General features: G+C 62.3%; 16 protein-coding genes. 10 read left to right on the forward strand and 6 right to left on the reverse strand.

Annotated elements, in window-relative coordinates:
- Nucleotides 1–63: 63 nt before the first annotated feature.
- Nucleotides 64–639 carry a beta/alpha barrel domain-containing protein gene (locus HW554_RS00255; protein ID WP_176906344.1) on the reverse strand — a complete coding sequence of 192 codons (576 nt, stop codon included), beginning with the start codon at nt 637–639 and terminating at the stop codon, nt 64–66.
- Between the two features lie 256 nt (nt 640–895).
- Between HW554_RS00255 and mnmA the strand changes: the two genes are divergently transcribed.
- The 3 genes from mnmA to HW554_RS00270 all read left to right on the forward strand — a co-directional run bounded on the left by mnmA (nt 896) and on the right by HW554_RS00270 (nt 4,668).
- Nucleotides 896–2,038: a tRNA 2-thiouridine(34) synthase MnmA gene (gene mnmA, locus HW554_RS00260; RefSeq protein WP_176906345.1), complete on the forward strand. Its 1,143-nt coding sequence runs from the start codon at nt 896–898 to the stop codon at nt 2,036–2,038.
- A 69-nt stretch (nt 2,039–2,107) separates the two neighbouring features.
- Complete coding sequence (locus HW554_RS00265; RefSeq protein ID WP_176906346.1) at nt 2,108–2,851, forward strand: hypothetical protein; 744 nt, start codon at nt 2,108–2,110, stop codon at nt 2,849–2,851.
- Between the two features lie 104 nt (nt 2,852–2,955).
- Nucleotides 2,956–4,668: a S8 family serine peptidase gene (locus HW554_RS00270; protein WP_176906347.1), complete on the forward strand. Its 1,713-nt coding sequence runs from the start codon at nt 2,956–2,958 to the stop codon at nt 4,666–4,668.
- A 378-nt stretch (nt 4,669–5,046) separates the two neighbouring features.
- Here the strand turns inward: HW554_RS00270 and HW554_RS00275 are convergent, their stop codons facing one another.
- Nucleotides 5,047–6,027: a PorP/SprF family type IX secretion system membrane protein gene (locus HW554_RS00275; protein ID WP_176906348.1), complete on the reverse strand. Its 981-nt coding sequence runs from the start codon at nt 6,025–6,027 to the stop codon at nt 5,047–5,049.
- Here HW554_RS00275 and HW554_RS21055 point away from each other — a divergent pair.
- Entirely contained in the window at nt 5,936–6,160 is a 225-nt protein-coding gene (locus HW554_RS21055; RefSeq protein ID WP_394354297.1) for a (2Fe-2S)-binding protein, read from the forward strand. The two genes, HW554_RS00275 and HW554_RS21055, sit on opposite strands and share 92 nt — an antisense overlap.
- Here HW554_RS21055 and HW554_RS00280 read toward each other — a convergent pair.
- Nucleotides 6,108–10,142: a T9SS type B sorting domain-containing protein gene (locus HW554_RS00280; RefSeq protein ID WP_176906349.1), complete on the reverse strand. Its 4,035-nt coding sequence runs from the start codon at nt 10,140–10,142 to the stop codon at nt 6,108–6,110. The two genes, HW554_RS21055 and HW554_RS00280, sit on opposite strands and share 53 nt — an antisense overlap.
- 494 nt (nt 10,143–10,636) lie before the next feature.
- Here HW554_RS00280 and HW554_RS00285 point away from each other — a divergent pair, with 494 nt between their 5' ends.
- The 3 genes from HW554_RS00285 (at nt 10,637) to HW554_RS00295 (ending at nt 14,407) form a co-directional block, all read left to right on the forward strand.
- Nucleotides 10,637–10,948: a hypothetical protein gene (locus HW554_RS00285; RefSeq protein WP_176906350.1), complete on the forward strand. Its 312-nt coding sequence runs from the start codon at nt 10,637–10,639 to the stop codon at nt 10,946–10,948.
- Between the two features lie 177 nt (nt 10,949–11,125).
- On the forward strand, nt 11,126–11,824 hold the full coding sequence (rpe, locus tag HW554_RS00290) for a ribulose-phosphate 3-epimerase (protein ID WP_176906351.1): 699 nt from the start codon (nt 11,126–11,128) through the stop codon (nt 11,822–11,824).
- 9 nt (nt 11,825–11,833) lie between these two features.
- Nucleotides 11,834–14,407 (forward strand): TonB-dependent receptor, encoded by a 2,574-nt coding sequence (locus HW554_RS00295; protein WP_176906352.1) that lies wholly within the window; start codon nt 11,834–11,836, stop codon nt 14,405–14,407.
- A gap of 147 nt (nt 14,408–14,554) precedes the next feature.
- On the opposite strand, the gene HW554_RS00300 is transcribed toward HW554_RS00295, so the two are convergent.
- The 3 genes from HW554_RS00300 to HW554_RS00310 form a co-directional block, all read right to left on the reverse strand.
- The gene (locus HW554_RS00300) at nt 14,555–15,283 is read right to left on the reverse strand and encodes a sterol desaturase family protein (protein WP_176906510.1); all 729 of its coding nucleotides are present in this window, start codon (nt 15,281–15,283) and stop codon (nt 14,555–14,557) included.
- A gap of 167 nt (nt 15,284–15,450) precedes the next feature.
- On the reverse strand, nt 15,451–16,020 hold the full coding sequence (locus HW554_RS00305) for a Crp/Fnr family transcriptional regulator (protein ID WP_176906353.1): 570 nt from the start codon (nt 16,018–16,020) through the stop codon (nt 15,451–15,453).
- Between the two features lie 79 nt (nt 16,021–16,099).
- The gene (locus tag HW554_RS00310; protein ID WP_176906354.1) at nt 16,100–17,089 is read right to left on the reverse strand and encodes a DUF2911 domain-containing protein; all 990 of its coding nucleotides are present in this window, start codon (nt 17,087–17,089) and stop codon (nt 16,100–16,102) included.
- A 569-nt stretch (nt 17,090–17,658) separates the two neighbouring features.
- On the opposite strand from HW554_RS00310, the gene hisG reads away from it, so the two are divergent.
- The 3 genes from hisG to hisC all read left to right on the forward strand — a co-directional run bounded on the left by hisG (nt 17,659) and on the right by hisC (nt 21,130).
- Nucleotides 17,659–18,510 carry an ATP phosphoribosyltransferase gene (gene hisG, locus HW554_RS00315; RefSeq protein ID WP_176906355.1) on the forward strand — a complete coding sequence of 284 codons (852 nt, stop codon included), beginning with the start codon at nt 17,659–17,661 and terminating at the stop codon, nt 18,508–18,510.
- Nucleotides 18,511–18,602: 92 nt separating this feature from the next.
- Nucleotides 18,603–19,910, forward strand: a complete 1,308-nt coding sequence (gene hisD, locus HW554_RS00320; RefSeq protein ID WP_176906356.1) for a histidinol dehydrogenase — start codon at nt 18,603–18,605, stop codon at nt 19,908–19,910.
- A 167-nt stretch (nt 19,911–20,077) separates the two neighbouring features.
- Entirely contained in the window at nt 20,078–21,130 is a 1,053-nt protein-coding gene (gene hisC, locus HW554_RS00325; RefSeq protein ID WP_176906357.1) for a histidinol-phosphate transaminase, read from the forward strand.
- Nucleotides 21,131–21,132: the final 2 nt, after the last annotated feature.

A 21,132-nucleotide genomic window follows, 5' to 3' on the forward strand; every position in this document is an offset into this window, starting at 1 on the left:
ATTATCCCTTGGGATTAGCTTCATTATAGGTCCTTCGCGCTGCTCAGGATGACATGCGAGCCGTTATTCCTCCAACGCTTCGAAAATAGCTTCCAGCTCGTCGAAGTCACGAATGCCGGGTTTGATTTCGTCGCCGCCCTGCAGGATGAGGCCGGCGGGCTGTAGCCGGGCAATCAGGTCTGCTACTTGGGCAGGAGCCGGGTTGCCACTCAGCCACAGCGGCTGCGGGCTGCCGGCAGCTCCGTCCAGCGGGCTGATCAGCTCGAAGCCGGCGGTCAGCACGGTACGCAATCGAACCAGGGTATCAGCGGCGGCGGCCGACACCTCCACCAGCGCCGGAACGGCTACGGGACCCTCGGGGAACGGGGCGGCGGCCGGCAGGTTGAGGACAATTCGGGTGAGGCCACACTCCTCTACCAGTCGGTTGATTTCTGAAACGGGTATTTCGCCGCCGAACTCGCCGATGATTTCCACTCCTGCTACCCAGCCAGCCAGCTCCTTTACTGTGGCCACGTCCACTGCTCCGGGCAGGGCAGGGTCGAGAGTGAAGATGAGGCCGTCGGCGCCCATGCCAGCGCAGTAGCGGGCATCGGATAGGTTATTGATACCACGGACGAGGACGGGCAGAAGCAGGGGCATAGAAGGGGGCTTGGGGATTTGCAAACGGTAGTTAGGGGCAAATATACTGTCATCCTCTATCTGTCATCCTGAGCGCAGCGAAGGACCTTCTTACGGTAGCACTGTCATCGTAACGATTAGTGCTACCGTAAGAAGGTCCTTCGCTGCGCTCAGGATGACAGCGTTTCTTGAGTCGCTCAGTTCTCCAATCCTCCAAAGCCGTATCTTTGCGCATTCGGCCGGAACCTTTCACGCTCCGGGCGCAATTACAACTTGTATGAACACAACGAAAGGACGGGTGCTGGTCGCTATGAGCGGCGGCATCGACAGCTCGGTAGCGGCCGTGATGCTGCACGAGCAGGGGTATGAGGTGGTCGGCATGACCATGAAAACCTGGGATTACGCCTCGGCGGGCGGCTCCAAAAAGGAAACCGGCTGCTGCTCGCTCGATTCCATCAACGACGCCCGCCAGATTGCCGTGGAGCTGGGTTTCCCGCACTACATCATCGACATCCGCGACGAGTTCGGCGAGGCCGTCATCGACAACTTCACCGACGAGTACCTGGCTGGGCGCACGCCCAACCCCTGCGTGCTCTGCAACACCCACATCAAGTGGGATGCGCTGCTGCGCCGCGCCGACCAGCTTGGCTGCGAGTTCATCGCCACCGGTCACTACGCCCAAGTGCGCGAAGAAAACGGCCGCTACGTTATCACGAAGGGCATCGACGACAACAAGGACCAGAGCTACGCCATATGGGGCGTGAGCCAGGCCAGCCTCTCGCGCACGCTGTTCCCGCTGGGCGAGCTGCGCAAGTCGGCCATCTACGACTTCGCCCGCGAGCGGGGCTTCACCGAGCTGGTAAACAAGCCCGAGAGCTACGAAATCTGCTTTATTCCCGACAACGACTACCGCGGCTTTCTGCGGCGGCGGGTGCCGGGCCTGGAGGAGCGCGTGGCCGGTGGCGAGTTTGTGCTGCGCGACGGTACGGTGGTGGGCACCCACGAGGGCTATCCGTTCTATACCATTGGGCAGCGCAAGGGGCTGGGCATTGCGCTGGGCTTTCCGGCCTATGTTACGGCCATCGACCCCGACTCGAACCGCGTGGTGCTGGGCAACTTCGAGGAGCTGGCCAGCTCGCGCACGCTGGTCGGGAAGCTGAACATGGGCAAGTTTGCCTCGCTCGAAGGGCGCGGCCTGGTGCCGAGCACCGTGAAAATTCGCTACAACCACGACGGCGCGGCGGCTTTTCTGGAGCAGCGGGGTGAGAAAATCTACGTGTACTTCGAGGAGCCGGTGCACGCCGTAACGCCCGGCCAGGCCGCCGTGTTTTATGATGGCGACGACGTGCTGGGTGGCGGCTGGATCGAGCGCCACACCATTGGCGAAATGCCCGAGCCGCTGGCCGAGCTGAGCGCTTAGTGCTTCGTTTTAGTGCTGTCCAGTTAACAACTTTTCAAACGCTACCTTCCGCTTATCAATTACTACCTAATGAATAAGAGTTATTTGCGCCGGAATGGATTAGTTGGGCTGCTGGGTCTGTCGGTGGCAACACTGCTGCTGGCCGGCTGCGGCGACAACGCCGAGATACAGCCACAGCTGCTGCCCGACTACTACCCGCTGAGTGTGGGTAGCTTCCGCATCTACGACGTGGCCGATACTGTGTGGCGCGACAACGTGCCCACCGCCAGCCGGTTCCAGTTCCGGGAGCAGGTGCTGGCTGCCCCCGAGCCTGATGCAGCCGGCAAGCTGGTGTATCAGGTGGTCCGGTCGCGCCGTGCTACGGCCGCCGGAGTCTGGCAGCCCGATTCGGTGCTGACCGTAACGGTGGCCCCGCTGAACGTAACGGAGCAGTTCAACAACCGACGCACGGTGGCGCTGGTGCTGCCGGCCGTAGAGGGCAAAAGCTGGAACTACAACGCCTTCAACTCCCTCGATACGGTGGTGGCTGTCACCCGCTTTTATCAGCAGGTCAATCAGCCTTTCGCTGTTACGCGCGACGGCAAAGTCTATACCTACCCCAATACCATTACCACGGTAAACGACCTGGTGAATTCCATCAATGCGGTGGAAATTACCATTCAGCGTACCACCTTCGCGCTGGGCGTAGGGCCGGTAAACCGCGTCAGCCGCCGCTACAAAAACGACTGCTCGGGGGCTGAGGGCTGCCGGAGTCCTTTCGTCCGGAAGCTCGGCCAGTCGCGCAATGAGGTGCTGATTGAGAGCAGTAACTAGCGGGCGCCGCCAGGCAACGCGTTAGTACGTTTGACGTTCGGGGGATCTGGCGGTTCAAACGGCAAAGCAGGGTCCCCTGAACGTTCAACTTACTTTGCCAGCGCATGCGTCGTTTGCTACTGATTGGATTGCTGGTGGGCTTGAGCCTACCGACCCTGGCCGCCCGCCCAACGCCGCCCACCAGGGCTACGGATGTGGCCAAAAACACGGTGCGCCGGCACCTGATTTACTTCCGTGACAAAACCGGCACGCCCTTCAGCACAAGCCGGCCCGAGGAATTTCTGTCGGGGCGGGCGCTGCAGCGGCGCCAGCGCCAGCAGATTACCGTGCTACCCCGCGATTTGCCGGTTAGCCCCGGCTACGTGCAGCAGGTAAAGTCGGTGCCCGGCGTGCAGCTATGGTACACTTCGCGCTGGTTCAACGCCGCCATAGTCGCCTGCGACTCGGTTACGCTGGCGCAGGTGCAGGCGCTGCCTTTCGTGCTGAGCGCCCGCACCCTCAATCGTGGGCAGGCCGGCGGTAGCCCCCAGCCCAAAACGGCCCCTGCGGCTCCAGCTCCTGCCGAGCAAACGACGGCCGACCGCAGCCAGTACGGCCGGGCCTACGCGCAGGTAAAGCAGGTTGGGGCCGAGCGCATGCACGCGGCCGGCTTCCGGGGCGAAGGCCTGCAGATTGCCGTGTTCGATGCCGGCTTTACGGGCGTGAACACGGCCTCGGTGTTTGCCTCCATGTTCACCGAAAACCGCCTGCTCAGCACGTTTAACGTGGTAGAGAAATCGCCCTCCGTTTTCCAGCGTAACAGCCACGGCACCCAGTGCTTGAGTATCCTGGCCGCCGACGAGCCGGGGCGCTTCGTGGGGACGGCTCCAAAAGCCTCGTTCCTGCTTTTTATCACCGAAGATGACGTGAACCGTAGCGAACACCCCATTGAGGAAGTGAACTGGCTGGTAGCGGCTGAGTACGCCGACTCGGCCGGGGTAGACATCATTAGCTCCTCACTGGGTTATAATACATTCGATGCGCCCTCGCCCAGCTATAGCTACGCCGACATGAACGGCCGGACGGCCCTCTCGACGCGGGCGGCTGCGGTGGCGGCTCGTGTGGGCATGCTGGTAGTCAATTCTGCCGGTAATGAGGGCAACCGGTCGTGGCGCCATGTGCTGGCCCCGGCCGACGCCGACTCCATCATGACGGTAGGCGCGGCCGACTCGCTGGGTGTGGTTGGCAGCCTCAGCTCGCGCGGACCCACTGCCGATGGCCGCCTCAAGCCCAACCTGTCGGCCATGGGCGTGGCCACGGCCATTGTAAATCCGAGCGGCTCCATCTCGCGGGGCGACGGTACCTCGTTTGCCTGTCCGGTGCTGGCAGGTATGGCGGCCGGTTTCTGGCAGGCCAACCCCCGCCTCACGGCTCAGCAGGTTATCACGCTGCTGCAACGCTCCGGCTCGCAGGCCACGGCCCCCGATAACAACCTGGGCTACGGCATCCCCGACTTTGTACGGGCCTACAACCTGGCTAACCCCGGCACGCCGCTATCCACTGCTGCGGCCCGCGGGTTGGCCGGCGGCATGTATGCGTATCCCAATCCGGTCGAGGCGGGCGAGCCGCTGTATCTGCAGCTACCCGCCGGACTAGGCACGGGTGGCCTTGAAATCCGGATTTATGATGCCCGCGGGGCGCTGGTAGCCAGCCAGCAGGTGGCGCCGGCCGTTACCGGCGTGGTACGGCTCGAAACGGCGGCGTTGCGGTCGGGCGTCTTCACCTGCCTGATCGGGCAGGGGCTGCAGCAGCAGGCAGTACGCTTCGTGAAGCGGTAGCAGAGTAAACAGCCATCAATTGGATAGACACTAAAAAAAGCAGGCCCGTTCGGGCCTGCTTTTTTGTTTTACAAGGAAGCTGTTTAGAAAGTCAAAAGGACGTCATGCTGAGCGAAGTCGAAGCATCTCTACCGCTTCGTTAAACGACTGCTACGAAGCGGTAGAGATGCTTCGACTTCGCTCAGCATGACGTCCTAACTGATTCCTGGCACTTCCTAAACAGCTTCAAAGTTAAAAGGCAGTCATGCTGAGCTTGCCGAAGCATCTCTACCGCTTCGTTCAACGACTGCTACGAAGCGGTAGAGATGCTTCGGCAAGCTCAGCATGACCGTTTCGGGACCATTGCCGGCTTTGCAAATAGCTTCACGGGTTGCGTGGCTACCAGAAACGGTTGGTGCAGACCACCTGCGCCTTCTTCTTGAGCCGCAGGCCCAGTAGTATTTCGTGGGTGCCGTTGTGGTAGGGCGACAGCCGCGAATGGCCTATGTCGTAGGAGTAGCCCAGCGCAAACTGCTCGTAGTTAACGCCGGCCATTGCCACGGCCGCATCGGAAGTGCGCCACGATATGCCGGCCCACAGCAAATCCTGATACTTGAGTTTGGCATTGACATCGACAGAAATTGGGGCCGGGCTAACGGCCTTGACCAGCACGGAGGGTACCAGAGACCAATCATCGGTCAGCGGCAGCATCACGCCACCCGTGAAAAAGTAGTGCCGCCGGAGTGAGTTGCCCGAGCCGGACGCCAATTGGTTGGGACCGTAGGAGAAATCGAGCTTATTGGCCAGCAGCTGGGTACTGGATACGCCCACGAAAAAATTCGAGCTGTACACCCACAGGCCAACCGAGCCGTCGAGCACCCGCGAGGATTCGTTGGGGGCCAGTACCAGCGGGTCGGGGCCGGGGTCGAAGAACCGCAGTTTGCTGCCATCGACGGCGAACTGCTGCAGGCCCGCCGACATGCCCAGCGCAGCCCGCAGGTTGGGCCTGAGTACCACGTTATAGGCGTACGAAACGTAGGCACTGGTGCGGCTGATGGGCCCCGTTGCGTCGCGGTATACCATGCCGCCGATAGCATGAAACGGCCGACGCAGGTCGCGGCGGGTGCGCTTATCAGTGGTAAGCCACTTGCCCAGCGACGAGTTGACGCTGGCGTAGTAGGTTCTCGGGCCGCCCTCCAGCCCCACCCATTGGGTCCGGTAGCTGAACTTCACATCGATATAGTCCTCTGCACCCGTTGCGCCGGGGTTGATGAGGTAGTTGTTGTTCATGTACTGGCTGTACTGGGCCTCCTGCTGGGCCAAGGCCGGCGCAGCAATTAGCAGCAATAGCAGCGACAGGAAGGGAAAAGATGTTTTCATAACAGCAGGAGTATTAATTATCAGGTGCCATCTGCCAGTGCGCGGCTGCCAGCTAGCAGCAGCCGCGCACTGCTGCCAACTCAATAAAGTACCGTCAGCGACCCGCTGTAGGACTTGCCCAAGGGGCCTTTGATGACGACCACGTAGTAGTAGGTGCCGACCGGCGCGGGCTTGCCGTTGATGTCGCCGCGCCATTCGTTGGCCCGGCTATAGTTCTGGGCCGAGAAAACCTGGGCTCCCCATCGGTTGAACACGGTGACGGTGTTGTCGGGGAATTGCTCGATGAACTCAATCTGCCAGGTGTCGTTGCGGCCGTCGCCGTTGGGCGTGAAGGCGTTAGGAATCCGGATGGCCTCGCGCACCGTTACCGTTACCTGGTCGGTGGCGGCGCAGCCACCGACTCCGGCCGAGAGCGTGTAGGTGGTGGTGGTAGTCGGGGAGGCCCGGGGGCGTAGTGGGTCGTTGCCCGAGAAATCGAGGCCTGCTGTTGGGGTCCACGTGACGGGGTAAGTGCCATCGGCGGTTCCTTCCAGCACCACCGAGTTGCCAAGGATAACCTCCTTATCGGGGCCGGCGCTTATTTTAACCGTCGGCTGCACGCGCACCACTACCGCATTGGAAGTAGCCGTTACCGGCCCGCAGCTGTTGGCCGTACTCAGGCGCAGCGTCACGGTTTGGCCGTCGCGCAGCGTGCTGCTGGTGAATACCGGGTTTGTGGCCCCGGGTACGTCGTTGCCATCTATCCGCCATTGGTAAGCGGGGTTCGTGCCGCCGTCCGTTACGCTGGTGGCCCGGAAGGTCTGGGGCTCGCCCGCGCAGGCGGCCTGCCCAGCTTCTTGGGCAATAACCAGGGTAGGAGTGGGGGTAGGCGTGCGCGTAACGGTAACGGTGGCCGTAGCCGGCCCGGTGCTGCACAGGCCCGCACTGGCAGTTACTTCTACCCGCACCCGGTCGCCGGTAACCAGCGTGCTGCTGGTAAAGGTCGGCCCGCTGGCTACGGGAATGTCATTCACAAACCACTGGTAAGCCGGCGTGGCTCCCGCGTCGGTGGCCACGGCCGTGAAGGTGAGCGGCGTGCCGGGGCACGAAGCGGGCAGCGGGGCCACGGTGACGGTGGGCGTTATTGAGGGCAGCACCCGGATGGTTACCACGTTGGAAACCTGGGTGGAGCAAGTGCCGGTGCCCGACGTAACGCGCCGGCGGAAGTACGTAGTGGCGCTTAGGGCTGCTGGCTGGTAAGTGGGGCCAGTGGCCCCGCCCACGGCCGTCCAGGTGCTGTTGTTCAGCGACGATTCCCACTGGTAGGCGAACGTGCCGGTTCCGCCGGTGGCCGGGCCGGCGCTGCTCAGCGGCGCGGGGGGCGTACCCGCGCAGATGTCCTGGTCGGCGGCAATGGTGCCGGCCAGCAGGTCGGGCAGCACCGTCAGCGTCACCACATTCGATAGCACCGGGGCGCAGGCCGCCGTCAGGGCCTGGCGGCGGAAGAAGGTGGTAACCGTAAGCGGGCCCGGCGTATAGTCGGCGCTGGTGGCCCCACTCACGGGCGTCCAGGTGGTGTTGTCAGTCGAAATCTCCCACTGGTAGGTCAAGGCACCCAGGCCGCCGGTAGCGTCGCCGGTGCTGGTCAGGCGGGCGGGCGTGGCGCCTCGGCACAGCGTCTGGTCGGCAGCAATGGTGCCGGCCACCACTGCCGGGGCCACCGTAATTGTCACCGCATTAGACACGGCCGGGGCGCAACCCGCACCCGAGCTGGCCCGGCGACGGAAGAAGGTAGTAACCGTGAGGGCAACCGGCTGGTACGTGGCGTTGGTAGCGCCGGTAATGGGCGTCCAGGTAGTGTTATCACCCGACGACTCCCACTGGTAAGTGATAGGGCCGCTGCCGCCCGTGGCGACCGTCGGGCTGGTGAGCAGGGCCGGCACCGCCCCGGTGCAAACGGCCTGGCTGGCTGCAATGGTGCCAGCCGTCAGGGTCGGTGTAACCGTGATGGTGACGACGTTGGAGGCAATGCTGTCGCAGGGGCCGGAGCTAACCTGGCGGCGGAAGGAGGTCGTAACCGTGAGCGGGCCCGGCGCATACGTCTCGCCCGTGCCGTTTGCTACGGCCGTCCAGGTGGCGTTGTCGAGCGAAGACTCCCACTGAAAAGTGAACGAGCCGGTACCCCCGCTAGGCGGCGTCGTGCTGGTAAGCGGGGCCGGCGCGGTACCCACGCATACGGTCTGGTTGGCGGCAATGGTGCCGGGCACTACGGCCGGCGTCACAGTAATCTTAATGGAAGGTGTCGGCGTACGCGGCGCGCAGAAGCCCGAGGTAACCAGCCGCCGGTAGAAAACGTCGGCATTGGCGGCTACTGGCTGATACGTTTCGCTGGTTGCGCCCGTAATGTCGGCCCAGGTGTTACCGTCGGCCGAACGCTGCCACTGGTAGTCAAACTGCCCGGTGCCTTCTGTTGCCGGGGTGGCGCTGGTGAGTAAAGCCGGGATGTCGCCGGCGCACACAGCCTGGTTGGCGGCAATGGTGCCCGGGGTAGGAGGGCCGAAAATCCGGACCACGCTCTTACTCTCCCGGCAAAAGCACTCCGTTGTAATACGCAGCGTCACCTCGTAGTCGCCGGGGCGGGGGTAGGTGTGTGGGGGTGGGTTTTGCGCCGTTGAGGTGGTGCCGTCGCCAAAATCCCAGGCGTACTGGGGGGTGTCAAACTCAACCTGAGGAGCCTCGAAAGTATACTGGAGGCACCCCGTCGGTTCTCCGCTGAAGCCAAAGCGCAACAGGGAGCTTTGGTTGAAGTTGACCAGGCCCAGGCCGCTGAGGCGTCCGCCCAGCTGCAGGCTGTCGTCGGCGTAGGCAATGGCGGCACCCAGCGAATCGGGGTAGGGAATGAAGCCCAGGGCCGGCTGGTTTTCGCGGGCCACGTAAATCTTTCCGTCGGGGGCCGTTTGCATCGAGCCCAGGTTTACCGGGGTAGTTTGCCCAAGCGGAATAACCTCGCGGCCTACCGGGCCATTCCCGGCGCCGGTGCCAATGGTGCTGATGTCGAATTGCAGCAACTGTGGCAGCCGGGGCGCCGCGCCCAGCACGGTGGCGTATAGCCGGCTGCGGCCCGGCGAAAACGCCACGCCATAGTAGCCACCCTGGTCGGCATCGATGATCCGGGGGTTGCTGACCGCGCCCGTCCCGGTGTCGAAGCTGAACAGCTCCACGGTACTGCTGCTGTCGGTGGTTACGTCGCTGTAGCGGGCCAGGGCCAGCTGCTGGCCGTCGGGCGTCACCTTCATCTGCCCGCGGTAGCCCACCGGCGACACGCTCGGCGCATGCAACGCGCCCACGGCGGAAGGAATGGGTGCATCAATGTTCACCGGACCCGTACCCAGGCCGCCGGTAGGAGGCTTCACGCGGTAGGCCAGAAAAGCGTCGCCGCGGTTGGCGGTGCCGGAAGTCGCGCTGCCCCAGCCGTGCACGATGAGCCAGATGTCGCAGCCGTTTTTATGGAATACGGCCGTCATTTTTTCGGCGGTACCCGTGGTAAGGAGTGTGTTTTTGGTGGCCGCTACCACCGTGCCGGCTCCGCCGCCGGCCGGAATAACGATTTCGGAATAACGGAGGCCCTGGGCCCCGCCCGCCGCGTCCTGCGTGAAGAGCAGGTAGCGCGTTGCCACACCCATTGAACCCGGGGGCGGGCTGCCGGGCATCCGGATAGGCAGAGGGCCGTCGGTAACGAGCCGGCTGCCGGCCAGGCCGGTACCGTTGGTCATCACAGTGCCGTCGCCGTTCCAAACGGTTTCGCCGTTGCTGTAAAAGAGAATCTTGCCGCTACCGTCCGACATGACCCCGGCCCCGGCCGGCGCGTCCATGGCGCCATTAGTAAGCACCGTGGGCTTGATGGAATCGGTGGCCATGTTGAAATCGAGCCCGGCCTTGAAGCCGAAATACCAGGTGTTGGCAAACTTCTCGTCCTCGCTGCATTTCGGCGGGCCCGTTGGGCCGGTTTGGGCGCTTGCGGTGGTAGCTGACAGCAACACCAGCAGTGGGAGCAGCCAGGCCGCTACTACCTGTGGCCACCTGCTTAAATATCGGCGGAGCCGGCCCGCTGGCCGGCTAAAAGCAGACTCAGGCATAGCAGGTGTATAAAAGGTAGTTGGGGCAGAGCGTTGAGGATTTGCGGGCATAGTGGGGCAGGCAAGTAAGCAGGCACTCAAAAGCAGGCTGACGGCAATTCAAAACGGGCGCATTCTGCCATGTTGCTGGCAGATACACTTGCTATATAATACACATATTCTGCATAAACTACCAATAGTACTTAGGAAAGCTATATCCTGCTGGCCAGACTCGCCGACCGTTGATACAAAATGAGGTAGAAAGCCTTGGAAGCGCAATTTCTGAGGCAATTGTAGCTATATCAATAGTTTACAAGAAACCAGATAAAGCTTTTTTGGTTGTCGGTACTGATGATAAGTTTGCTAAATAAGTTGGCTTTTAAAATGCAAAAATTATTAGTAATTTGGCATTGTTTTCCAGTTGAAGTAGGTTGCCGGCGGCATCCCGGTTTTGGGGTAAGTCCTCGCGCCGCCGTTTACCAAGTCATCTTCTTTTCTCTTTCGTTATGCTGCAAATGATGGTTACCAGGCGCCTCGGCCGCCGCCAGTTTCACTTCACGGTCCAGGGGGCCAACTTCCACGAAACGGTGGCCGAGTACGACCGGCTTAGCTTCCCCGATGTGGCCAAGTGCGGCCTCTGCGGCTCCGACAACCTCGACCTGACGGCCCGTGAGGCGCAGGGTAAGTTCAAATACACCAGTCTCAAGTGCCTAGACTGCCGCGGCGACGTAACCTTCGGTAAGCGCCAGGACGACGACCAGACCGTGTTCCTGCGCAAAACCGAAGACGGCAAGCTCGACTGGCGCGCCTTCGAAAAGCCGGCTTAGGTAATTCAGGTTGCACAGAACAGTGTAGGGGCGGGGATTGTCCCCGCCCGCCGTTAGCACGTGCTTTGCAGGGCTTGAGAATAGTCATTCAAAGCATCATTTGACGGCGGGCGAAGCCAAGCTCCGCCCCTACACTGTTCTGCCCAACTTGAGTTGAGTAATGACTACTTTCGTGGCATGAACCCGACTCGTCGCCAGGCCCCGCTGCTGGCCCCCTCGCTTCTTTCCGCCGACTTCGGCAACCTGCAGGCCGAAACCGAAATGCTGGCCGCCTCGGCCGCCGACTGGCTGCACTTCGATGTGATGGATGGCCGCTTTGTGCCTAATATCTCGTTCGGCATTCCGGTGCTCGAAGCCGTGCATCGCTACGCCAAGCAACCCATCGATGTACACCTGATGATTGAAGAGCCCCAGCACTACCTGAGCGCCTTCCGCGACGCCGGGGCCGCGGTGATAACGGTGCATTACGAGGCCTGCACCCACCTGCACCGCGTGGTGCAGCAAATCAAGCAGCTGGGCTGCCGGGCCGGCGTAGCCCTCAATCCGCACTCGCCTGTGAGCTTGCTCGAAGACATTGCCGCCGACCTGGATGTGGTACTAATTATGTCAGTTAATCCCGGTTTCGGGGGGCAGGCCTTCATTCCGAACACGTTGCGCAAAGTGGCCCAGCTAAAAGAGTTGCTGGTGGACAGCGGCTCGTCGGCGCTGATTGAGGTGGACGGCGGCGTAACGCTCGATAACGCGCCCGCCCTGGTGGCGGCCGGCGCCGATGTGCTGGTGGCCGGCTCGTTTGTGTTCAAAGACGGCGACCCCGTGGGCACCCTGGCCCGGATGCGGGCCGAGCTGGCCCCTGAAGCCCTCGAAACCAACGACTAAGCCCTGCGGATGCTGCCTGATTTCCGCGTTTTTTTCGGTGTTCCTACTCGGTTGTGGCTCCGGCTGCTGACGGCTCCCGCTGCCCGCCCGGGCACTGCGGCGGTGTTGCTACTGGCCGGCCTGGCCACGCCGGTGCTGGCCCAAACCAGCCGCGTAACGGTAACCGGCGTAGTGCGCGACGGCAGCGGCCGGCCCTTGGAGGACGTAACAGTAGGTGTGGAGGGCCAGACGGGCAGCACCAGTACCAACGAGCAGGGCCGCTTTTCGCTGAGCGTAGCGCGGCCGGTGGCCGGTGGTGCGGCCCCGGTGCTGGTACTGCGCCGCATTGGCTACCGTCTCGAACGCCTGAAACTCGATCTGGCCCAGAACCCGGAGCTACGCCCGGTACTGGCCGATGATGGCCGGGCCCTCGACAACGTAACCGTGCGCGGCCGCCAGGACGGCACCGATACCCGCGAGCAGGTGAGTATTATGCAGCTGGAGCCGCGCGCCGCCAAGGAAATTCCTTCGCCCTTCGGCGACTTTTCGGCCATCCTTAAAACGCTGCCCGGTGTAACCAGCACCAACGAGCTGACCAGCACGTATTCGGTGCGGGGCGGCAATTACGAGGAAAACCTGATTTACGTCAACGGCTTCGAGTTGTACCGGCCGTTTCTGGTGACGACGGCCCAGCAAGAGGGCCTGAGCTTCGTGAACCCCGATCTGGTAAATACGATTGAGTTTTCGAGCGGGGGCTGGCAGCCCAAATTCGGCGACAAGCTCTCGTCGGTGCTCAACATTGAGTACAAGCGGCCCCTCAAGTTCGGGGCCTCGGCTACGGGCAGCCTGGTGGGCGGCACGGCCCACGTAGAGGCCGCTTCGCCCAACCGCCGCGTCAGCTACCTGGCCGGGATACGTTACAAAAACGCCTCCTACGTCTTCAACTCGCTCCAGCAGCAGCAGGGCGGCTACAACCCCACTTTCTACGACGGCCAAAGCCTGATTACGCTGGCCCTGGGACCTAAGGACAACCTCGACCGCACTACGATAAGCGTGCTGAACACGTTTGCCCACAACGATTTTCGCTTCAACCCCGAAAGCGGCGAAAGCACGTTCAGCACCGGTGTCAACCAGTTTTCGCGCCTCATTATCGGTTACGAAGGGCGGGAGCGGATGCAGTATGATACCTACCAGGGCGGGTTGAGCCTGAGTCATCAGCTGCGAAACAACCTGCGCCTGGAGCTGCTGGGTGGACTGCTGTACTCGCGCGAGTTCGAGTACCGCGACGTCGAAGCGGATTACAAAATTGCCGAAATCAACCGCGACCCAAACTCGCCCGATTTTGGCACAGACTTGAATCGGCGTGGGGTGGGCAAACTTTTCAAGAACTCGCGCAACTCCCTCGAAGCCCGTATAGCCTCGCTGGAAACCCGCGGCACCTGGACGCCAGGCCTACGCCACACCGTGCGCTGGGGCCTGAAAGCCGGCCGCGAGCAGATAAACGACGTGCTCAACGAGTACAGCTTCGTCGATTCGGCCGACTTTGTGCCCGACTTTCGTCGTACCCGCCTGCGCTCCGACCTTAGCCTGAACAGTACCCGCACCCAGGGATACGCCCAGCACACCATCCGCTTCGATTCGCTACGCACGCTCACCTACGGCGCCCGCCTCAACTACTGGACTGTGAATGGGCAGACCACCCTCAGCCCGCGGGTGCAGTACGCTTTCCGGAGTACCCGCAACCCGCGGCTGGCCTGGAAAGCGGCGGCCGGCGTGTACGTGCAGCCGCCCTTCTACCGTGAGCTGCGCTTTCAGTCCGGCGCTCCGCAAAGCCAGGAGGGCGCCCTCAACCTCGATCTGCGGGCCCAACGCTCGCTCCATTTTATCGTGGGCAACGAGCTGCGCTTCCGGAGTTGGGGCCGGCCGTTTCGCTTCACCGGCGAGGCCTACTACAAGTACCTCACCGATGTGGTGCCCTACGACATCGACAACGTGCGCCTGCGCTACCAGGCCAACAACAACGCCAAGGCCTACGCCGCCGGTTTCGATGCGCGGGTGAGCGGAGAGTTCATTCCCGGCACCGAGTCGTGGTTCAGCCTGGGCGTGCTCACAACCCGCGAAAATCTGGTCGGCGACTCGCTCAACGTCTTCGATTCCAGAGGCCAGGTTATCGGCCGCCAGTCCAAGGGCTACATCCGCCGGCCGTCTGATCAGCGCCTGAACCTGGGTATTTTCCTGCAGGACAACCTGCCGAACGACCCCTCGGTGAAAGGCTACGTGAACTTCGTGTTTGGCACCGGCCTGCCCTTCAGCCCCCCCGACGCGCCCGATTTGCGCGGCACCAGCAAACTCACCCGCGCCTACCGGCGGGCCGATCTGGGCTTCACTAAAGTAGTGAGCCTGCGCAGTGCCGCCGAATTGGCTGCCAGTGGCCGCAGCGTACAGCTGCAAACCCTGTGGCTGAGCCTGGAAGTGCTCAACGTGCTCGGGGCCAGCAACCTGGCCGGCTATAACTACGTGCAGGACCTCAACGGCCTGACATACAGCGTACCCAACTTCCTTTCGCGCCGCCTGGTAAATCTGCGGGTAATTGCCCGTTTTTAGCGGTAGGTGCCAGTAGATAAAAGCACGTCATGCTGAGCGCAGTCGAAGCATCTCTACCGCTTCGTTGTGGTAGTAATCCAACGAAGTGGTAGAGATGCTTCGACTGCGCTCAGCATGACGTGCTATCAAGCTCTTAAACACAACTCACTATCTCACCTCCTCCGCATGTACGTCTTTGAAGCGTAGCATATCGGTGAGGCGCTCTTCCATTTCGGGGTCGAAGCCGCAGGTGGCCTCGAAGGTGGCGGGGTTGCGGTAGGTGCCGAAGAGGTAGTCCCAGATAACCAGGTCGCCGTAGTTGTGGCTGTGCTGCTGGTACTGATGATGAACGCGGTGCATTTCGGGGCGCTGGAAAATGTAACCTACCCAGCGGGGCGTGCGCACATTAGTATGGTAGAAGAACTCGCCCAGCGCCGTGCAAAGCGTGTATATGGCCCCGGCCGCTGGGCTCAGCCCCAGCACGGTGAACACCAGCAGCCCGCCCAGCAGCGAATTGACGGTCATTTCGAGTGGGTGCTTGTAGAAGGACGTGATGACTTCGAGGCGGCGGGGGCTGTGATGAATCTGGTGGAAGTGCAGCCACAGAAAGTCCTGGGTGTGGCGCCAGCGGTGCCACCAGTAGAAAACGAACGTGGCCACCACGTAGGCCAGCAGCCCGCCCGCCACCGGCCCCAGGTAGCGCGAAACGTGCAGCAGCGAGTAGGCCGAAAACCATTTCTCCCAGGTGAGGCCCGCCACCACTACCACCAGCAGCTGAGCGCCGTTGATGACCAGCACCCGGAAGGGCCAGGTAGCCACCCGCGGCAGCTTCCAGCCCGGCACCACGCGCTCCAGCACAAAGCAGAACGCGAAGGCCGCGAAAATAACAACCAGCATGGGTGGGGCGCCCCATTCGAGCAGGTGGGTCAAGCTAATGACAAAGTCGCAGCTTAGCAGCAGCGTCCAAAACAACGGATTCATCGGAGCAGGGTTAGGGGGTAAAACCATGCTCCAAAGGTGCGGGCCGCGCCGCCCGCAACCCTTGACATTTGTCAAGATCGTAGCTAGCCGGCGCGGCGGGCGCGCAGGCGGCTCAGGGTTTCGGGGGTAATGCCCAGGTGCGAGGCCAGCATGTGCAGCGGCACTTGTTGGGCCAGGGCCGGAAAGTCGTGCAGCAGCCGGGTGTAGCGTTCGGCGGCGGGTAGCATGCGCAGGTCGAGGGCGCGCTGCTCGCTGAGCACGTAGTAGCGCTCGGTGAGCACCCGGCCGATGAAGTTGAACTCGGGAAACTGCCGGTACAGCGCCTGCACCTGCTCGTGGGTGAGCGACCAAGCCCGGCACTCGGCCAGCGCCTGCAGGTACTCGTGGGAGGGCTGGCGCGAAAAGAAGCTCAGAATCGAAATCACGAAGTTGCCTGCTGGCATAAACCACGACGTAACCTCCTTGCCTTCCTTCAGATAAAAGCCCCGGACCAGGCCCGATTCCAGGAAATACAGCCGCTGCGCCACAGTGCCGGGTTCGAGTAGCAGGGTGCGGGCCGGCACCGTCTCGGACCGCGCCAGCCGGTGCAATTCGGCCTCCAGGCTTGGGGAAAGCGGATGAATGGCGCGGCACACCGCAAGCAAAGCGTCCATGCCGCGCAAGATAAACCACAAAAAATCGGCCGCTGCAACTAGCAGCGGCCGTTCCATAATTCTATGGTTTCCCTAATATCTAATACGCCCGGGCCTGCCACTCGGTGAGCGAAAGGCGCATGTTGGGCAGGCGCGATTTAAACGCCTCGTCGTCTTTGTCGCCCATTTTGATGGCCTTTCGGGCGTACACGATGGCCGTGCCGTAGTCCTGCTGCTGGGCCAGCAAGCGGGCCTTTATCCAGTTGTTGCTCACCTCGCTCTGCAGCCGGATCGACTCGTTGATCCAGGTTAGGGCCCGCTCGGGCTGCAGGTTGTTCTGCACGAGGTAGTCGGCGGCCTGGGCCAGCAGCTCCCAGTCGTTGGGCTGTTGCAGCAGCGCCCGCTCGACGCCCGCCAGCACCTGTTTGTGTACTTCTACCTCGAACAGCAGTACCACGGTACGCTTTTCCCAGGTCAGGTTGAGGTGGGCCCCGTTGGGCCGCACGTTGGAAAACCAATAAAGCAGGCTTTCCTGAAACTGGGCCTGCTCAGTCTGGGCCGGCACCCGGATAATGTCCTGCTGCGGGTCGTAGCCATCGGTGCCCCAGTGGGTAGTTACACGGTTGAGCGCCACTTCCCAGTCGCGGTCCTGGTGAGGGATGACGTAATAGGAGTACTGGCCGGCGGGCACGCGCTGCCCATTCAGCAGCACCGGGGTCGAGAAGCGGATAAGCGTGTTTTCGTTGGCCCCGGCGCGCCACACCTGCTCGTAGGGCACCAGCCCACCCCACACGGTACGGCCCCGCACCGAGGGCGAGTGGTACTCCACCGTCACGTCGGTAAGGCCCACGGTCTGGGCTACCAGGGCCCGGGGGCTGGCCTGGGGCAGCAGCAGCTCAATGCCAGTCGGCACGCCCGTACTGGGCGGCGGCAGCGCCGCCGGTGCCGGCTCGCCAGCCAGAGGAGACGGGGTAGCCGCCGATGCGGGCGCCGGCGCCGGGGTGGTCTGGGCGCGGGCCGCCAGCGAGCTACCGGTGCTTAGGGCAAGCAGAAGTCCGAAACGAAGAGCGAGAGAGCGGGCAATAGGCATAAGTCAGCAAACAAAGCGGGGCGGGAAACTGTAACATAGCCGGCACGACAACCGCACCGCCGGTTATGCAGTAACAATGGTGCCAAAAGTAGGTTGACCTGTTACGGGAAACGTGAAGTTCTCGGTTTTTTGATAATTTTTTTAGAGAAAAGTTTTCATCCTGTTGGTCTGCTCGTACATTTGCCCCGCTACTTAGCCCTTATGATTTTCTCCGCGCCTCGTTTTACTGCCCTGAGCCACCCGGCCGCCCCCGTAGCGGGCCGCCCGGCCGGGGCCGGCGCGTCTGAGTCTGCCACCTGGCATCATCACGGGCACCATTCCTCTTTCTAGAGGAATGAACGCATCATATTGACCCGTTGGGCGAGTTGCATCAGGCTCCCCGGCCCCCGGAAAAACGGTGGCCCGGTCGGCCTCTGGCCTTACCAAACCGTTGTGGGTCTCCCTTTCTGTTCTGCTTTTCCACTTTCCCGTCGCCGTTTCGGCCACCCGGGCCAGCTGTCAACTCTTCCCTAATCATCAATTGAGCCCAAACGGCCAATTTGTGATTCTTACTTCTTAATCAAAAAAGAATGCTCCGTCTGGCTATCCAGAAATCCGGCCGCTTAAGCGAAGACTCCCTGAACCTGATTCGGGAGTGCGGTATCAGCTTCCTCGCGGCTTCCAACAAGCTCAAAACCGAAGCCACCAACTTTCCGCTCGAAATCCTGTACCTGCGCGACGACGACATTCCTGGCTACGTGCAGGACGGCGTGGCCGACCTGGGCATTGTGGGCCAGAACGTGCTGGTGGAAGCCGGCTTTCCGGAGCTGGAAGTGGAAGGGCTGGGCTTCAGCAAGTGCCGCCTGAGCCTGGCCGTGCCCCGCGCCGCCGCCTACGACTCCATCCAGAGTCTGCAAGGCGTGAGCATTGCCACCTCGTACCCCAAAATCCTGGGCGATTACCTGGCCGGGCAGGGCGTGCAGGCCCACCTGCACACCATCAGCGGCTCGGTGGAAATTGCCCCCAGCATCGGGCTGGCCGAGGCCATCTGCGACATCGTGAGCAGTGGCTCGACGCTGCTTGGCAACGGTCTGCGCGAAGTGGAAACCGTGTTCCGCTCCGAAGCCGTGCTCATTGCCAACCAAAACCTGAACGCCGAGAAGAAGGAGCTGCTCGAGCAACTGCTGTTCCGGATGCAGGCCGTGCGCCGAGCCCGCCGCAATAAGTATATCATTCTGAACGCGCCCGTTGCGGCCCTGGACGCAGTAAAGCAGCTGCTGCCCGGTATTAAGTCGCCCACTATTACCCCGCTGGCCGAAGAAGGCTGGGTGTCGGTGCAGTCGGTGGTGAACGAAGACGACTTCTGGCATATCACCAGCCAGCTCAAGGCCGTCGGCGCCGAAGGCATCCTGGTGCTCCCGATTGAGAAAATGATCAGCTAACTCAGCTGTTAGCTGTTAGCTATTGGCTGTTAGCTTCCGATAGGGAAGCCCGACCAGAAGACTATCAGCTAACGGCTATCAGCTAACAGCTTATGAACGTAGTTCAATATCCTTTGCGGGCAGAGTGGGCCGCATTGCAGCAGCGGGCGGCCCAGCAGCAGGGTGCCGATGTGGCGCAACGCGTGCAGCAGATTTTTGAGGACGTGCGCCAGCGTGGCGACGCGGCCCTGCTCGATTACGCCCAACAGTTCGATGGGGCCGATTTGGCTGCTGCGGGCGGTCTGCGCGTCTCGGTTCAGGAGTTAGCCGCGGCCGAAGCCCAGGTTCCGGCCGCGCTCCAGGCGGCTATCCGGCAGGCTTACGCCAATATTCTGCGCTTCCACGAAGCTCAGGTGCCAACCGAGGAGCGGGTAGAAACCATGCCGGGCGTACTCTGCTGGCGGCGGGCGGTGCCCGTGCAGCGGGTGGGCCTGTATATTCCGGGCGGCACGGCGCCGCTGTTTAGCACCTTGCTGATGCTGGGTGTGCCGGCCAAGCTGGCGGGCTGCCCGAACATCGTGCTCTGCACGCCGCCCCAGAAGGATGGCGCGGTGAACCCAATCATCCTGTTCACGGCCCAGCTACTCGGGATTGATACGATAGTAAAAGCCGGCGGGGCCCAGGCCGTGGCTGCGCTCAGCGGCGGAACGGAGTCGGTGCCGGCCGTAGACAAGATTTTCGGTCCCGGCAACCGCTACGTGACGGCCGCCAAGCAGCTGGCCACCCGCTACGGCGTGGCCATCGATATGCCGGCCGGCCCCTCGGAAGTGCTGGTGATGGCCGACGCCACGGCCAACCCCGCCTTCGTGGCGGCCGACCTGCTCAGCCAGGCCGAGCACGGCCCCGACTCGCAGGTGATTCTGCTTTCCGACTCCTTATCTATACTAGAGCAGACCAAAGCCGAAGTGGAACGCCAGCTGCGCGAACTGCCCCGGGCCGAAGTAGCGGCTCAGGCCCTGACTGAAAGCCGGGCCATTCTGCTGCGCGATGCCCAGGAAATGCTGGACTTCTCGAACGAGTACGCGCCCGAACACCTGATTCTGGCCGTGGAGAACCCCGAGCCGCTGGCCGCGGGCGTATCCAACGCGGGCTCGGTTTTTCTGGGTCACCTGACGCCCGAAGCTGTGGGCGACTACGCCTCGGGCACTAATCACACGCTGCCCACCAACGGCTACGCCCGCAACTACAGCGGCGTATCGCTCGACTCGTTCTTCAAGAAAATTACCTTCCAGCGCCTGACTCCCGAAGGCCTGCGCAACGTGGGCCCCGTGGTGGAAACGATGGCCGAAGCCGAAGGCCTCCGTGCCCACGCCCGCGCCGTCACATTGCGGCTGGAGGCGTTAGCCGGGAGTGAGGAGTAGGAATGAATATACACCGTCATGGTGAGCGAAGTCGAAGCATCTCCACCGCAGTAGTAATTGATGCCATTGCAGCGAAGCGGTAGAGATGCTTCGACTACGCTCAGCATGACGGTTAACCTAAAATGAATCAGCGCAATCAGCTGATAAATCCGCAAAATCTCTGATTTATGTTCAACCTTGATAGCCTCGTGCGGCCCAACCTGCGGGACATGAAACCTTACTCCTCGGCCCGCGACGAATTTCAGGGCGAGGCCCAGGTGATGCTCGACGCCAACGAGAACAGCCTCGGCAGCGCCGGCCCCGAGCGGTTCAACCGCTACCCCGACCCGCAGCAGCGGGCCGTGAAAGCCGAGCTGGCGAAGCTAAAAGGCATGAGCCCAGCACAGATTTTCCTCGGTAACGGTTCCGATGAGGCCATCGACCTGCTGGTGCGCCTCACCTGCGTGCCCGGCCAGGACAGCCTGCTCATTCTGCCGCCCACCTACGGTATGTACGAGGTGGCCGCCAACCTTAATGATGTGGCCGTGGAGCGCCTGCAACTCACGCCCGATTTCCAGCTCTCGCCCGAAATTGTGGCCGGAGTGCTGGCTTCGAAGTCGAAACTCGTGTGGGTGTGTTCGCCCAATAACCCCAGCGGCAACCTGCTGCACACCGAGTACATCGAGCAGATTCTGCGCGGTTTCGGTGGGCTGGTGGTGGTGGATGAGGCTTATGCCGATTTCGCGCCGGCCGTCAGCTGGATCAACTGCCTCGCCGAGTTTCCGAATCTGGTGGTGCTGCAAACCTTCTCCAAGGCCTGGGGCCTGGCCGGGCTGCGCCTGGGTATGGCCTTCGCCTCGCCGGCCGTCATCGGCTACCTCAATAAAATCAAGCCGCCCTACAATATCTCCGAAGCCACTCAGCAGCACGCGCTGGCCGCCCTGCACGACGCGCCCCGCGCCGAACAGTTGCGCCAGCAGCTGTTGGTGGGTCGCGACTGGCTGGCCGAGCGCCTGCCCGCGCTACCCATCGTGGAGCAGGTGTTTCCGTCGGATGCCAACTTCCTGCTGGTTCGTTTCAAGCCCGACGCCACGGCCCTCTACAATTTCCTGGTAGCCCGGGGCATTATTGTGCGTAACCGCACCACCCAGCCCGGCTGTGCCGGCACGCTCCGCCTCACCGTGGGCACGCCCGCCGAGAACGAGCAGTTGCTGCGGGCGCTGGGGGAGTTTGCGGAGTAACG

The organism is Hymenobacter lapidiphilus (assembly GCF_013377885.1).
Classification (GTDB): Bacteria; Bacteroidota; Bacteroidia; order Cytophagales; family Hymenobacteraceae; genus Hymenobacter; species Hymenobacter lapidiphilus.